At 65.7% G+C, this 15,787-nt stretch carries 11 protein-coding genes; all 11 read right to left on the reverse strand.

Annotated features, from left to right (window positions below; genetic code table 11):
• Position 1: 1 nt before the first annotated feature.
• From B0G69_RS31560 to B0G69_RS40785, 11 genes are read right to left on the reverse strand one after another with little or no spacing between them, the layout of a single operon-like run.
• Entirely contained in the window at positions 2 to 784 is a 783-nt protein-coding gene (locus B0G69_RS31560) for a hypothetical protein (protein ID WP_121323998.1), read from the reverse strand.
• A 50-nt stretch (positions 785 to 834) separates the two neighbouring features.
• A complete protein-coding gene (locus tag B0G69_RS31565; protein ID WP_147440793.1) occupies positions 835 to 2,268 on the reverse strand; it encodes a hypothetical protein in 1,434 nt (477 codons plus the stop codon).
• Between the two features lie 24 nt (positions 2,269 to 2,292).
• The gene (locus tag B0G69_RS31570; RefSeq protein WP_121324000.1) at positions 2,293 to 4,524 is read right to left on the reverse strand and encodes a phage tail protein; all 2,232 of its coding nucleotides are present in this window, start codon (positions 4,522 to 4,524) and stop codon (positions 2,293 to 2,295) included.
• Complete coding sequence (locus B0G69_RS31575) at positions 4,521 to 6,476, reverse strand: hypothetical protein (protein WP_121324001.1); 1,956 nt, start codon at positions 6,474 to 6,476, stop codon at positions 4,521 to 4,523. Before B0G69_RS31575 ends, B0G69_RS31570 begins: the two co-directional genes overlap by 4 nt.
• Positions 6,473 to 11,734, reverse strand: coding sequence for a hypothetical protein (locus B0G69_RS31580; protein ID WP_121324002.1), 5,262 nt, complete (start codon positions 11,732 to 11,734; stop codon positions 6,473 to 6,475). Before B0G69_RS31580 ends, B0G69_RS31575 begins: the two co-directional genes overlap by 4 nt.
• Positions 11,731 to 12,141: a GPW/gp25 family protein gene (locus B0G69_RS31585; RefSeq protein WP_121324003.1), complete on the reverse strand. Its 411-nt coding sequence runs from the start codon at positions 12,139 to 12,141 to the stop codon at positions 11,731 to 11,733. The genes B0G69_RS31580 and B0G69_RS31585 overlap by 4 nt, the downstream gene beginning before the upstream one ends.
• 9 nt (positions 12,142 to 12,150) lie before the next feature.
• Complete coding sequence (locus B0G69_RS31590) at positions 12,151 to 12,447, reverse strand: PAAR domain-containing protein (RefSeq protein WP_121324004.1); 297 nt, start codon at positions 12,445 to 12,447, stop codon at positions 12,151 to 12,153.
• Between the two features lie 7 nt (positions 12,448 to 12,454).
• A complete protein-coding gene (locus B0G69_RS31595; protein ID WP_121324005.1) occupies positions 12,455 to 13,090 on the reverse strand; it encodes a phage baseplate assembly protein V in 636 nt (211 codons plus the stop codon).
• A complete protein-coding gene (locus tag B0G69_RS31600; RefSeq protein WP_121324006.1) occupies positions 13,087 to 14,187 on the reverse strand; it encodes a contractile injection system protein, VgrG/Pvc8 family in 1,101 nt (366 codons plus the stop codon). The genes B0G69_RS31595 and B0G69_RS31600 overlap by 4 nt, the downstream gene beginning before the upstream one ends.
• Positions 14,174 to 14,851 carry a LysM peptidoglycan-binding domain-containing protein gene (locus B0G69_RS31605; protein ID WP_121324007.1) on the reverse strand — a complete coding sequence of 226 codons (678 nt, stop codon included), beginning with the start codon at positions 14,849 to 14,851 and terminating at the stop codon, positions 14,174 to 14,176. The genes B0G69_RS31600 and B0G69_RS31605 overlap by 14 nt, the downstream gene beginning before the upstream one ends.
• 7 nt (positions 14,852 to 14,858) lie before the next feature.
• Positions 14,859 to 15,752 (reverse strand): hypothetical protein, encoded by an 894-nt coding sequence (locus B0G69_RS40785; protein WP_147440794.1) that lies wholly within the window; start codon positions 15,750 to 15,752, stop codon positions 14,859 to 14,861.
• Positions 15,753 to 15,787 lie beyond the last annotated feature (35 nt).

Consider the following 15,787-nt stretch of genomic DNA (forward strand, 5'->3'; position numbering starts at 1 on the left):
CTCAAATTTGAGTGAGCGGGTCGCGAATCAGCGCGGGGCGAACAAAACGTCGCACGTCGTAGTCGATCATCACTTCACTCGCCTTGTTGTCATTGCCCTTGTAGTAGCGTAGCCGGGCCAGCAGAACGCAATCGCAATCGCAATCGCAATCGCAGGCGCATTCTCCTTCGTAGTGTTCGCTATAGCACGGATCATCCGGCGCGGCCAGGAAGCCTTGGCGTTGTCCCTCGCGCTCATATTCGACAGGCGCGCGGGAGAGCTGCGTCTCGGGCTCGCCTTCCCGGAGGACCTTGCGTTCGCAGCCGCACACGCATTTGGGCCGTTCCGCGAGAAGCTGGATTTCATAGCCTTCGCGAATGCGGGTTGCGGTGCTGGCCGTATCGCCCTCGGTATCGGAACACAGGACGTCGCGTGGGGCGCAGCTGCGCTCCTTGTAACAGATCGAGATCCAGACTTCGGGCGGAATCGGCAGGCCGCAAGTGGGATCGACCTCAATGGTCTGCGGCTGGCGCAGCTCGATAATATCGCCGTCGCAATCGAGCGCGAGCCCCTGTCCGACGACGATCTTCAATTTACCGCATTCGACTGTGGCGGTGATCTTGAACCCGCACATCACGCCGCATCCGAAGAGTGTTCGATATAAGAGGCGCGACATGTCGCGGACGTAATCGACGATCTGCGTCAGATCGTCATCCTGTAGCAGAAGCCCTGCACTGAAACTCGGACGAATCAGGGAGGCCGTTCCGGAAACGGTCGCAGGCAGTTTTGTGATCGGCGCGGACATGATGGAACTCCTCTCGGGATGCCTTCAGGACGGATTTGCTGTGACTGGATTCATCGGGCGTGATGGCTGCGGGGCTCGACCCGGAATGTGGTCAGGTTCGTCCCCCCGGGCGATCCATTGCCGCTCGGCGCCGGGTGTCGGCCGATGGCTTCGCCGTCCAGGGCCTCCCCGCGACAGTCGAGGATGAAGTCGCAGCGAATTTCGATCTCGACGCGCGTATGCGGATGCCTGAACACGGTAGTGCTGTCCCAAACCTGATCGTCGACCCAGCGCGAATCGAACATCAGCGTGACGGCGCGCGTGGTTCCCTCGGGATCGTCGTCGTGCCGCGCATGCAGTTCGAGCTCGGGAATCCGGACCCGGCGAGCATGCAGCATTCCCGCCAGTTCGTCGGGTGAGAAGATCGTGAAGACGATGCAGTCGGGGGTGAGGGTGTCGCAGAGTACGGGACCGCTGAATTCGATTGTGAAATGGGACCGCAAGTGACGCGGACGCTCCTCGTCGCTTTCATATTCGTGGCGCGGCGGACGAGGGAACTTGTCGCGGAATTCCGTCCAGGGCACGGGTTCGGCGCGCCGGTGCCAGCCTCCCCAGCTCAAATGCTCGATGCAGGTGAGATCGCACCCGCGGATGAGGTCGTAGAGCGCATCGTTGGTCTTGATCCAGCGCCGCGGTTCGCACGCGTCGTCGATGCAGCGGAGTACCGGACAGCCGCAACGGTCGAAGCGGATCGTCACGCAGGCGAGGGCGACCGCGTCGCCGAGCGCCACCATCAGATCCCCGCAATGCGCGAGGGCAGCGTATTCGGTCTGGATGGTGTGCCCGGTCTGCCACTCGCAAAGGCAAGCCGACCGGTCGCGATGCTGCGCCGCGTGATGGTCGGGCGCGTGGTGAGATTCGCCGAGGTGGCAGTGGCATTCGCGGCAGCGCGGCTCGCCGGGAGGGCAGGGGTCCTCTCCGCAGATCGGCTCGAGACCGAAGACCACGGTTTCGCAGACGTGGTTCCATTCCGATTCTCCGCATCCGCAGTCGCCGTTGACGCGTACTTTGTCGATCGGCCGCTCCGCGTAGCGGATCGTCAGGAGACACCTGAATTCGGTTTCGGTGGGTTTCTCGCGAGCGGTTTCGGAGGCCTCCCGCAGGCCATTGTCGAGAATCAGGAGATCGCATTCACGCACTGCGCCGCCATCGACGCGCAGCAACTCGCGGCCAGCCCGGTCGAGCGCAAGGCCCTGACCGCATACAAGCTGCGGCGGATCGTCCGGCTTGAGGCCCGGCTGAAGCGAAAGCTCGAAGCCGCAAGCGATGCCCCAGCCCACGATGCCGCGACTGAGCAGACGGCGTCGTTCGATCAGGTAACGCTGCTCGAGCGCCATGTCGCCCGCGGTCATGGCCTTGCGCCTGTAGTACAGGTTGCGCTTTCCGTAACGACACGATTCATCGACGCAATCGGTCTCTGGGCGGGGAGTCGTGTGCTGGTCCATGGTCGTTTCCCTTCGCACGATGCTTCAATGGAGGCGGAAGCCTGACAGAATTCCGGCCTCGCTCAGTCGGGTGGCGTGGCGGCCGGCGAGGATCAGACTGCCGAGAACTGCGTCGCGGCCGAGCTGACCCGGACCTGGGCCGGTCAAATGGACGGACATCTCGTCCGTCCCTGCGGCCGAGGCGGGCGATACGGGTGGTACGGGCAGCCAGCGGATCACGATGCGCAGGCCGGCCGGGATCATGGCCTTGATCAAGGTCGGCAGGATTGGCTGGAGCGCCTGCCGCTCCGCCGGTGTGGCGTCGATGTCAATGCGCAGCACACCCAGGAAGCGGCCCGTCGGATCGGGATCGCCGGGACAGGGCAGGCGAGCGGCACCGAGAATGGCGCGCCGGGACAGGGCGGTCGCATCGGCAGGCAGGCCTGTCAGGATCGCGGGCAAGGTGGCGCCCTGGACTCTCGGTCCAACCAGCCTTGCGAGGCGCATGTCAGCATTTGCATCAAGGACGCGGATTCGGGCCGTTGGCAGCAATGCACTGAGGAGCGCGACGAGACCGGCCCGCGTGCCGCGCGCGCCCAGGAGCGTCGCCGCGTTGGTGACGATGCGGCGCTTGACGGCTTCCGGCAACACGTCGTCCCAAGGAAGGTTCATCCATTGGGCCACGAAGTCCAGCCAGACACCTTGCGCGTAGCGGGGGTGTATGCGCCGTCCGAGCGTCGAGATGATCTGGTCGAGGTCCTGCGTCGAGGTCTCGAGGACGCCGAGCAATTTGCGAAAGAAGCCGGTTGGGTCACCGACAGGCCGCGTTCCGCCGGGGTCGACGATGGTCTGTTGCTGGCGCGTGGCGTCGCCTCGGAAGATGGCCGGGACGTATCGCTGCAGCGAGATGTTGGGATACAGGACGCGCAATTCTGCAAGCTCCGGCAGGGCAGCGTCAGGCGCGCCGTGCAGTTCGAACAGGAGCCAGATCCAAGGGGCGCCGACGCCGAATAGCGGGAAGCCGTAGTGCTGCGGCTTCGTTGGGTTCTCGGTCGCCGAGGCGCTGTCGGCCGCGACGAGCGGATAGACGATGCTCGCGTCTGCGTCGACGCCAGGTAGCGCCACAACGGCATCGATGCGCGCGCCGGGCGTCAGGGCTTGATTGGCCGTAATGGCGCCCACTTGCGCCACGGCACGCGGATCGGCCGTGTGCAAGATGGTTACCGTCACGGCGGTACCGTTCGGGAGCGTGGCGAGCAGGTCCGCACGCAACCATCCGCGCAAGACGTCAGTCGGCGGAGAGTACAGAACCGGTGTCAGATAGCGCCCCGAGGGCGTTTGCCCACCGCTGAACGACACCGGTTCGAACACCAGAATGCCGCCGGCCGTCGCCACGGTGATGGACGCGGCGCGCAACACGATATCGACGAAGGCTGTGTTCCTGTCGGGCCCGACCGGGGCAGCGCTGGACACCGACGCCAGCAAGGCGCCGAATGCGTCGAACAGAGCCCAGGTGCCCGCGGCAACCTTGGCTCCGTTGGCCGCGACGCTTCCGATGACGGCGACGCGGTCACGCCCGTCGCCAGCGATGTGTTCGGCTGTAAAGCCCGGCAGCGCATCGTCCAGCTTTACCGTGCCGATAAGGCTTGCCTTTTCATCGTCGAGATAGGCCAGGGTGCGGGTCGCCGCGATCAACAACACGACGCGATGGGCATTGCCGAGGTAGGCGAGGCCAAGCGATCCAGCAGCGGTGGCGGGAAGCGCGAGCGGCGCGTCGATGCGCCCGTCGGCGTGCACGTGAACCAGCGCATCGGCGTTCGTAGCGCGGCCGAGCAGCACCCACAAGCCGTCGTGCCCATCGCCGGCCGCATCGCGCACGAGGCCGTTTGTGAAGGACACCGGCGCTGCGCCGTCGAACGTCCCGGCGTCGAAGCGAGAGATCGTGGCTCGATTCGCCGAGACGACCCACAACCAGCGGCGGCCGGCGATCACGCGGGTGGCGTCGCGCACGACCTGGGGCGCCTCGATCCGGCACGGTCGATCCTCGCAATCGTCGATCCATTCGATCCAGCCGTCGCCGGTCAGCCAGGTGAGCGTGATGCCGTGAAACCAGAGCAGGCAGACACCGTGTGGATCGGAAATCTCGCGCGTCACCGGACCGTAGTGCGGCGAAGGCTGCAAGCGGCCATCGACAGTGTCCATACGGTCGAGGACCCCCTTTTCCCACTGCGCAGACTCGGCGAAGCGGTAGGTTCGGATGTCGCGGAATGTGCTCATGACGGGTACTCCGTCGTCGAGCGCACCACGACGATTTCACATTGATCGATGAGAAGCTGTGGTAGCCAGTGGGCTGGCAGTGGCGACGGCTGTGCCCAGGGCGAACGGTTTGCGCCGTAGAGCGCGCAGGAACGAACGCGCGCCACGCCGGGCAGCGCGCGTAGTCGGGCTTGGATGTCGCGCGTGTCGACGGCCCTGCTCAAGGGCCACACGGGGGCGCCGGAAGCATTCGTCACAATCCGGAATCGCGCTGCCAGAAGGGCAGTCGCCGCGCTCGCAAGCGGTGCCGGGTCGTAGTCGCGCCGTGCCTCGATCATTGCGACGACGGCCAGGGGCGTGTAGACGGGCGCGATCACGCGCAGACGTTCCCCGAGCAGGATGCGTGGCAGAAGTTGCCGCTGAATTTCCCCCAGCCATGCAGGGCTCTCAGGTACCACGCCGGCCGATTCCGCGGCACCATGGCGATCGCGCAGGACCACCAGCGTACGGACCACTTGGAGGTCGGCCGGAGGGGTCGGGTTGGCGCCCGGTCCCAGCGCTTCGGCGCGAACCACGTCGAGGTTGGCCACTCCCAGGGCAGCGTCGATGGCGTCGGCGGATGTGACCACGGCATGGGCTTCGCGGCAGCGTTGGCGCGCGAGGCGCTGCAACTCGCTCGAACCGACCGCGTCCACGCCGCCCGCCGTGGGATCCAGATTCTTGCCGTAAATCCCGGCGATGTCGGGCACGCTCCAGGTCAGGCCCGGGGGTGCGTTCCCGGTTGCGCCCGACGAGACCGAATAGTGGATGGTCAGCGGGAGCCACGGGGGCGGTAGTCGCCCGTTGATGCCGTTGCCAAAGCGCAAGCTGCTGTTAGTGGCATCGAAGGCAAACACTTTGTCGTTCGGGCCGCACTCCGAAAGATCGTCCGCGAGACTCCATGGCTCATCCCCCTGCGGTGTAGTGAAAGTCACTGTCGGCGCCGGCGCCTGGGTCGAGAACATGAGTCCGGGCGCGTTTAGGGGCAGTGTCAGGTCGGGGGCGCCGCTGAGGCCGGAGGGGAATGACAGCGTCTTGTCTTCGATCTGCTCGATGGGCAACACGTTGGGCAGAATGGCCGAGATGCGCGGCGCGCCGGGAAAGCCGCCGTCGCGACACTCGAATATGATCGTATAGCTGGTGCCCAGTGTTTCTGGCACGGCACCGGTATCGAGGAGGATGGCACCGGTACGCTGGAATCCGTCGGTGCTGTCGTCGACCACTGTCAACGGATAGCGCACCACGCTGTCGACGAGCCACGCATCGAAGCGCTGCCTTGCCGCCGCGGCTGGCGGCCCATCGGCAACCGGGCCGGCGCCCGCGCTACGGCCCACACCGGCAGGCACGCGCACTCCGAATGCAAGGCAGGCATCGGACGTCGCACCCGCGTCGGGCGCGTGCAGCGCGCCGCTGAAATCGAGAATCAGGCGGTCTCCGGTTGAAGCCCTTACGCCGAATGGCAGAAAGCCTGCGCCGGACCGGCCATTGATGAGGGTGCGCTCGGCAGTCGTTCCGTCGTGCAGTTGCGTCGTGACCGAGACCAGGCGTGCCGCGGTGCATTCGATGCTGTGCGTCAGCCGGAAAACCGGCAGGGGTTGCCCGGCGGTGACCGCGGCATGTGCGCTCAAGATCGCCCCAGCGCCCCAAGGTGCGGCTCCGGGCGGGTTTGGCCACACCAATCCCGTTGCTCCGGCGGGGCCGCGCGGCACGAGACCGAGCAGGGCGGCGTATGCCTCGCGCTCGTCGTGCCGCATTCGTGCCAGCGAATAGATCTGCGCGTCGGCAGTCCATGCTAGCAACTCGATGAGCATGATCCCCGGATCGTGCAGATTGTGATCGGTCCACGATGGTGCGAGCCGCGGCAGTAGCGCGCGCCCCAGCGCCACCAGCTGATCGAAGTCGGTCTTGACGAGATCGGGCAGCAGTTGGTTCACGTCAGCACCGTCATCGACTGGAGTTGAATGTCGACGCCGCCGGCCTCGAGCAGCGGTAGCCCGTCGGCGGGAACCTTCAGCGCGGTGACCGCGTCTTCGCGACCCGTGAGCGTGAACGACACTGCGATCACTTCATCGAAAGGAATCGGTGGCTGGGCCGCGATCAGACACGCGCCCACGTCGTCTTCGCTGGGCCCGACGCCGATCGGCCAGCCGTTCTGATCGAAGCCGCCCGTGGCGGGATCGAATAGATCTTTGACTGCTGCTTGTGCCCGGTCCGCAACGGTACCGGCGATGTCGAGCGTGGCCACGCGCAACAGGATGCTCACCCGAAAGCGCACCAGCGCGGGGCCGCTGACCTGCACGGCAGCGCGACGCGCGAACGCTGGACTAGCACGTTCGAGAAGGTAGTCGGTGACGGCCCGGCGCAAGGCGTTGCCTGGCAGAGGCGGGTCGGCGCGCGTCGCGATGATCACCCGCGCGCCAAGCGGACCGGAGAGGGCCAGCGCCTGTGCCACGTCGGCCGACGCATAACGCGCGAGATCCTGCAGGTCGCGTAGCGTGACCGCGCGATCGCGATGCCGCAGCCTGGCCGGCGCGAATTGGCGAACGCGGTCGGCCGACTCGGGATCGCTGCCGCCTTCGGCCTGATCGGCGGCGATGGCGCTCTCCACACCGTCGATCGGCGTCACCAGATTCAGCATCGTGAAGGGCGCAATGACGTTAGCGGTGGCGCCGCTCACACGCCGGTAGCTAAAGGCCACTATCGAGTCCGTCCCGACCGGTGGAACCAGACCGTGCTGGCCGTCGCCGAAACGGATCTCACCCGAAATGGGGTCGAGCGCATAGACGCGCTCCTCGGCATCCTCGTCGCCTGGATCGACCACCTCGTTCCAGCGCACCCAGTTCCCGGGCATGTCCGGAAGGTTGCTATGCACCGGGTTCTTCACCGGGTCGAGCGCTGCGAGTTCTTCGTCGCCGAGCGGTTCGAGCACGCACAGTTCCAGTGTTCCCGCCAGGACGGGTGGACGCGTCAGGAACAGACTCTGGTTGGGCGAGCCGTCGGACGAACCCACGATCTCGAGCTCCTGGGTTTCCGCGGCCGTGGCCCAGGTGCCGTTGACGAACACATTGCGCAGCGACGGCGTCCAGCCCAAGGACGCGCCTTTCGGCTGCAGGCGGATCCAGTAGCCCGTGATTCCGAACAGTTCGGCGCTGGTCGGCGGCGTGTCGATGACGAGCGTGACGACACCGCTTTCGCCGAGCGCGCGCGTCTCGTCGCTGACCACGATGGGCTCGAAGCGGTTCTCGCGCAGGACTTCCGCCGTCAATGGCGCGAAGGCGTCGAAATCGAACTCCTGGGACACGAGAAAGAGCAGCCGCACTGCGGCGCCTTGCGGCGGCTTGGCAAAGCCGAAATAGAGCGCGCGTCCGGGGGCGGTCGTACCTTGTACTGCTGACATCTCGGCGCCCGTCGCGGCGGCGGACGTTTGCGTCGCCGCCGGCGTCGATGCGCAGCCGCAGTCAAAGCCGGAGCCGCAGCCGGAATCGTCTCCTGAAGCGCCCGCCCCGGCCGCAGCGGTCGTCGCAGACTGCGGTGGACCGGACAGATGCTGCAGGTGTACGGCGATGGGCAGGAAGGCGTCGATGCTCGCGCCCGGCGCCAGGTTGGTGTCGCTTTCGTCGCCCCAGGACAAGCTGTCGAATGTCAGGACCGTTCGCGGTGCGATCGGATTGTTGAGCTGATAGGCGACGTTCAGCGAGACTACGATGGGCGGCCGCACGTTGTCAGTGTCGATGGTTACTTCCTGGCGTTCGGAGATCGCTGGCGGGGGTGGCTTGGGACTGATCGGTGTGGTGATGATGTTGTAGGTCTCGCGGCCATAATCGCCACCTACGAGCCGGGCACGTATCCAGTGGCTTTGCACGCCCAGGATCTGGGTCGGCATCAGATCGCCGGGGACGGTGAAGCCGACGCTGTCGCTGAGCTTGAGGTTGGCGGTCCGATCGTTGACATCGGACAATCCCCACCAGCCGGTGCCGTTCCAGTATTCCCACGACAGGTCGGGATTGGTAGAGACGTCGCCAGTGTAGGCGAGCCAAGGGTCCCCACCGGACTGGGTCGCGATTTCGAGGTGGTTCGCCGCGGTGGGTTGGGGATGGGCCTGCCATGCGACCTCAAGCAGGGCGAGGGACTCGCCCGCTGCCGAGATGATTTCCACTACCCGCTGGGAGGTGGGCTGCGCGTGGCCGTCGAGAAAATGGATGCGTGTGCCGACTCCGATCGTCCATGCCGCGCTCTGCGGCTGCACAGCCGGCAGCCCTTGCAGCGAGAGCACCGGACGCGTCTCAATATCGATGACGCGGCTGTCGGGGCAGCCGGCGGCGTCATAGACGAAGCAGTCGAAGGTTGCGCCGTGGCCGAGTTTGGGCACGTCAGCGTTCAGCTTAACCTGGCGGTTGTTCGAAGTCCCATCGGCGGCGCCGACCTTTTTGACTGCGAACGCGGTCCAGTGTCGCCCAGCGTCCGCATCGACGTAGGAAAGAAGCAGTCGCGCTTCCTTGGTGAGCCCGGCGGGCGGATTGACGAGGACGACCTCCTTGGGCTTGGAAGTGGGCTCCGCCTGGCATGCCGCAGGGGTCTCCGGATTAGGGAAGACACGCGCCGGACCGCTTTTCAACGCGATTGGTGGCCGGTACACCCGGGTGCCGGATGCGAGCGCCGCGGAGATACCGACCGGCCCGGCGCTCGTGTCGTCGAGCGCAAGCACGTCCTCAGGGTCGAACGACAGGCGCGAGAGTAAACCGTCTGCGAGCGCGCTCGCGTGGGGCGAGAAGGACACTTGGTCGAAGATCGACAGCGAATTGACAAGCAGGTCGCGCCGCGTCCCCGGAATCACGATGCGGTTGCCGAAGAACGCTGGCACCTGTCCGAAGGTTCCGACGTCGTCCGGGGGCTCGCCGCGACGCAGGGCGTCGTTGAATTCGGGGTCGAGGGGAGTCCACCATGCCAGACACCGGCTGGCTGCGTCGTGCTCCTGCAGCGTGAAGACCACGTGCAAGGCGGCGAGGGGATCGCCCGTGGTGGCGGCGCCTGACAATAGCTGGGCCGCGATGCGCCACCCGATCACCTTGCCCATGAAGTTCACGGGACCGAGGACTTCGGGTTCGCGCATCCTGGACTGGCCGCCGTCGCCGAAGTGGGCGAAGCGCAGGCCGGACAGCGCTTCGGGCGTCTCGGATTGCGCATCTTCGGAGCTTGTGCCGACTACCACCAGCGCGTTGCCGTGGATCACGGCCAGTGGTGCGATGCTTCGCGTCCATTGCACCGATCCATTTCTGGTTTTCACCGCCCATTCGCCATCGCGATCGCGCTCGAGCAGAGCCAGCTGTCCACGCGTGTCGAGGGCGAGGATCTGGTCGCCGCGCGCCAATTCTTGATCCGCACGGTTCAGGTCGCGGATCGGCACCAGTTGCAGGCAGCGCAGTTCGCGCTCGCCCAGCCGGCGCCACGTCCCAGTCACGGCGAGGCCGCGCGCCTGCAGCCGGCCGTCCCGCGTGCGAACTATGAGGGTGGAATCGTCCGGCGTGCCGCCGAGAAGGACGAGTTGCGCGATGCTGGACGCCGCGTCGGTGTCGGCCGGCATGCCGAAATCCCGCCAGGTGCCGGGAGGCGCAGTCATCGCTGTCGACTCCGTCCATTGCCAGACGCGATGAGTCTCAGCCACGTAGACGCGGACCGTCCCGGCGTGCTGCTGCAATGCCGGGCCAACCGCTGGTTGCGCCGCCGCGAACGGCGCCTCGCCGGCCGCGGCAGTTTCCGGTTTGGGCCGCACCGGCCCCAGATAAGTCAAGCCCGGTGATGCGTTCGGATCGAGCCGGTAGCGATGCAGCGAGCCGTCTTGCCCGACGCCATAGAGCAGGGCGCTAGCGCTTGGGGTCAGTGCAAGCGGTCCGAGGGTGGGATCGGCCATGTTGAATTTGATTTCCGCCATCGCCCCCGGCTTGGAGAAGGCCTCATCGCAGCCGAGATAGAACGCATCGAACTGCCGCGGAATCCTGCCAAACGGATAGAACGGCTGATTCATCACCAGGGCCGTAGTGCTGGCCACCCCGACCACCTGCGGGCTGTCGGCCGACGCCGGCGCAGGCGCCAGCGTCGATGCGTTGATCTTCAGGGCGAGGTTGAACAGCTCTATCGTATCGGCGGGCGCGCTGCCGGCACTCGGCACGAGTCGCGCCCGCAACCAACGGTTGCTCACCCCGTTGAGTTCTAACATTTCGACGCTCGCGTGGGTCGTCTTCTGCAAAACCAGATCGTCGCCCTCGACGCCAAGTATCTTGAGAGGTAGCCAGTCCGGATCGTTGGGATCCAGCTTGCCCCAGTAAGTCCATTCCATGATCGTCAGGGCTGCCGCGCCGCGCACGCTGAACGTGCCCTCGGAGACCATGTTGAGCAGGTTCTCGTCACCCAGGTAGAGCGCATGCTCCTGGACGCCGCGCGCAGTGCCGTCGAAGGGTGCGAAGTCTGTGACAGCCTGGAAGACCGAGTCGGCGGCCACCGCCGTTGTCCCGGCCGCGGCGCTGGCCAGCGCACCGTTGGGAGTGCCCAGCGGCGGTTCGATGGGCACCATGTCGCCGACCGCGTCTCCGGCCACCCGGTATTCGAGATCGCCGCGGCGCAGTACTGTCCCGACGTCCAACCCCAGCGCGGGTGAGAGTTGCAGCTTGCCGTTCCCACCCTGTGCGAGAGACTTCAGGGTCCAAGCCATGGGCGCGGGCGCGGCCGCCTCCAGGCTCAATACTGGGGCCGGCGGCAGATAGATCTGGTCGGTCGCCGGATCGACGGCGACCAAGCTGGCGATCGAGGACGGAACGATGTCGAGATCGGTTTCGGTTTCCAGGATCACGGGAACATCGCCAGTGGTGGCCTGCAGGCGTACCGGCGCGGGTGCAAAGACCGTGGCCACCGCGCTATCGGCGACCTTGAAGGCCACCGGCACGCGCGCAGCCTGACCTGCACGCGGGGCGATCGCCAGCCAGTCGAGAAAGCCGAGGGCCGCCTTGGTCGAGACGAGGTCGAGGCGTTGCGTGACCTCCGAATCGAAACGCGCGGCAATGCGCAGCAGGGCGTCGCCGAAGTCGGACGCGATGCGGCTCGGCTGCCATTCCGGAAGCCAAGCGCTCGCCCGAGTCCGGAGTTCCTCGTACCAGGCCTGAGTCCGGCGCGCATCAATGGTGGGATCGGGGCGTGTCACGGTCGTCCGCCTTCGCCGAAATAGAACGGAAACACCAGATTGCCGATCTGGTTTGTACTGCGAATCAGGTAATTCACCGTGACCTCAAGGCGACCCTCAGAGGCGAATAGCGGGTCGACATCGACACCGGTGAGCGAGATGCGGGGCTCGTAGCGCGTCAGCGCCTCGGTGACGAGGTTGACGACGCGGGTGACCGTGGACGCGTCAATGACCTCGAACACCATGTCGTAGATGCCGCAGCCGAAGTCCGGACGCATCAGGCGTTCGCCCGGCGCCGTCCCTAGGATGATGAAGACGGCCTGACGCACGTCGTCCTCGAATTCGGCGAACTCGACCGCGCCGGTGAGTGGATCCAGACACGGTGGATAGGCCCAGCCGCGCCCGAGAAATTCCTTTTTGACATCCATTGTCGCCGCCTATCCGATGAGAACCGTGCCAAAGCCCACGGAGATCGCGTTGGGCGCACCGGCTTCGATCACCATGTCCCCCTGGCGCGCCGCCGGAGCACCGCCGATGACCACTGTCACGCTCCCCGCCGCGATACTGCCGCCGACATGCGGCTTCGGACCATCCGACAAGGGGCAGATGTGCACATCCACTCCGATGCGCCATGCGGGTTGCCCACCGATGAGAACGGTCGGGCAGCCCGGTCCAGGGCCGAGCGGCGTCCCGTGGCTGGTCAGATCTCCAATGCGCGCGGCGGCTTGTCCCATGGTTGGCTCAATTGAGGCTGATGGGCGTGCCCTGAATCGTCACGGTAGCGCCCTTCAAAGAGAGGGAGCCGCTGGAGTCCACCGAGATCTGCGGCGATCTTAATGTGAGGCTGGTCGACGACTGGACCGTGATTGCCCCTCCCTTGCTGTCGATCTTGAGGCTATTGCCGCTTCCGTCGGTGAGCTCCAGGCCAGCGTCGTCGATGTGCAGCTTCTTGCCGTCCTTGAGCTTCAGCTCGATACGACCGGGCGAGCCGTCGTCAAAGAGCAGCATGTGGCCCTCCCTCGTCTTCAGGAGCCGGATGTTGTTCTTGCCGTCGGCATTCTTTTCCGGCGGTTGCTCCTTTCCGTTCCACAAGCCGCCCAGCACGTAGGGAAAGCGCAGATCCTCGCGCTCGAAGATGACTAGCACCTCGTCGCCCACTTCGGGCAAAAGGACCAGGCCGCGGCCTTTTCCGGCCATGGGTGTTGCGATGCGTGCCCAATAGCTTTCGGCCGACTGGCTGTGCCAGGGATAGCGCACCTTGACGCGTCCCAGGCCGTCGGGGTCCTTGTTTTGCGTGACGAGCGCAAGCGCCGCGCCCTTGACGTAGCCGCCCGCCTCGTGGTCGGTCTCCGCGTGTGCAACTGCATGCATGCTCATAACGTCGTCTCCTTGACTTTGAAGCGGGTGCGATAGCCGCCGGTATCGAACTTGTGCGTGGCCTCGTGCACGTAATAGACTTTGGAGAAATGCGGGCCGAGGTTTTCCAGCGTGACGCTTTCGTCCGGCCGAAGCTCTGGGATGCCAATGCATTCGCCGTCGCCCGTCAGGAACTGCTTGGCGCGCTCGTTGAGCGCCGCCCGAGCGCGGCTGTCGGCTTCCGCCTGCGTGAACACGGGCTGGCGCAGGCGCAGGACCGGCGACTGGTAGCCCGGCCGCTTGAGCAGATCGCCCGCGCTGGATGCGCGCGGCTCGCGGCCGGATTCGTCGCCGGCCGTCGCCACGCCCTTGATGGTCTGCTTGTTCTTCGAGTCCCAGCCATACACTTCCACCGAGGTTACCTGGCCCGCCAGATTGGCCTCCGGCTTGAAACTCAGCAGACCCTCACCCCAACGCATGCGCACCAGGCCCGAACCCTTGTCCTTAGGCTTGCCGAAGCGCAGCGTGTCTTCGCGCACATAGAATTCGAAGTGGTTGCGGTCTGCAAGCTTCTTGATGAACTCCAGGTCAGTCTCCTGGTTCTGCTCGATCTGCGCGTGTTTTTCCTTGGTGGTCTGGAGGTCGAGCTGCAGATTGTGAAAGCGCGCGATCTCGGACACCGCGTCGCTGTCGCTGGCCTGAGTCCAGGTGCGGGAATTCTTGCCCACCGTCAGCGGAAAAGCGCGGTCGTAACCCGCCACGACCAGTTCGGGATATCCGCTCTCTGGAAAGCTCGTGCTGATCTCGGTGATCGTGCCGGTCACCAGTGTCGGCAGTCTTGCGTTGTCGCCGTAGCCCATGCGGATGGTGACCCGAGCGCCAAACTTCAGGATGTCGAGCACGTTTCGGCCGCGGCCCGAGACGAAATCGTGGTCTTCGATGCTGTAGGCATTGACGACCGTGAACGTAAAGCGCGCCGCAGCTTGCAGCACCAGGTCCACTTCGACCTGACTGACGGCGATCAGCTCGTCGCGCAAAAGATCTTGCCGCGCCACAGCGACCGTGCACGCCGGAACGTAGAGCCCGCCGTGCTGACTGGAGAATTCAGAGAGGTCCACTGTCGACCTCCAGGGGCGGAAGAATGAGCCATTGGGCCGGCCGGACCTCGCGCGGGTCGTCGAGGTCGTTCTGGGTGGCGATGAAGCGCCATTGCGCCGGGTCGCCATACTCGCGTGCCGCCATCGCCCACAGGCTGTCCTGACCGACGATCACGCGCCGTTTGCTCTTGTCGGACGATTCTCTGCGTGGCGACTGCAGTTGCTGGTCGATGGTCCGGTACTCCTTGAAGCTCACTGAGAGCCGCACCCGTGCCGGGGTACCGTCGGGCTGGAACAGGCTGACTTTGCGGCCCATCTTGTCGATGATGCCGGTGAACTCCAGCGGTCCCCAGGAAAACCGCACCGGCGGAGGGGCGTGAAGCGAGCGGTCAATGTTGAGTAACCCGCTCAGATCTTTGACCCGGTCTTCCACGGACTTTGGCGCAGTTCCGGAGGCGCCGCCTGGCCTGTCGGTGTAGTCGTCGAGGAAGAGCTCCATGCTCAGCGTGTCCGCCTCGCCATTGACGAACTGGATCAGCGGACTGATGAGTCCCGGAATCGGTGTGCTCTTGAAGGCGTTAGTGCGGTCGAAGCTGTACTCGGTCGGGTTAAACAGGACCTCATAGACCTGTCCTTTGTTCGCCCCATCGAGCACGGTGATCTTCGCTTTTTCGAGTTTGGCCATGGCAACCTCATCCGCCCCGACGTTCGCGCTCGATGCGCGTGTGCTTTTCGATGCGGCGCATGACATGGTCGGCCACGCGATCCATCAGCGAACCGCTCAGGATCTCCAGAGCGACCGCGCGGTGCTGCCCACCCGTCAGTTCGATTTGCCGCGACTGCGCCGGCTGCTGCTCTCGCTGCTCCGCGGCCGCGCAAAACTCGCGCTCGGCGTGCAGCGGTGCGCGCGCATGGTGCAGACGAATTTCGGGCGCTTCGCTCCATCGTTGTGCGCGGCCAAGCTTCGCTGGTGCCGGGTTTGGGTTTGCGGCAGTCAGGTTAGTGGGGGCGTGGCGTCGACGAAGGACCGCCACGGCTGCGTCTGCCATTTGCGGCGCCGGTGCGATGGCTCGCAGCGCCCATGTTCTTGTCCTCCCCGCAATCCGCGTCGCTGGCCAGGGCAAGGGTGGAGCGCTCGTGCGCCGCATCGAGGGGCTGGCGGGGACGGTCATCGCCCATGCCCCGCGCGACGTAGCGGAAAAGACGATGCGCGTGCTCTGTTGCGGCAGCGGCGCAGAACGTGCCGTCTGCGGCGGCTGCGTCAGGTTCCGCGCGGTCGCGATCCCGGAGTGTGTGCGGGCCAGGCGGAGCGATGACACCGGCGAGCCTCGCAGCACCGGCGCTGCGAGCGTAGCGGAGACGGCGGTGGGGGCGGATGCCCGCAGTCCCAGGATAGGTACGACGCTGTCGCGCATGCGCTCCAAGCGCAGCACCATCATGAAAAGTGTACGATGATCTCGTTCCAGCAGGCGACAGTGTTGGAACGAGATCACTGCGGTGCGCGGCGTTTCCAGACGACGGGGACGGCGCGCCCGGGCGAGGCGCCAGCGCAGGGTCGCCGGTACGATGCCATGTGCATAGCGCACGGGTACTGCGGACTTGGCCTCGCTCGCGCGCACGC

Origin of the sequence: Paraburkholderia sp. RAU2J, from assembly GCF_003634845.1 — a bacterium.
Taxonomy (GTDB): Bacteria; Pseudomonadota; Gammaproteobacteria; order Burkholderiales; family Burkholderiaceae; genus Paraburkholderia; species Paraburkholderia fynbosensis.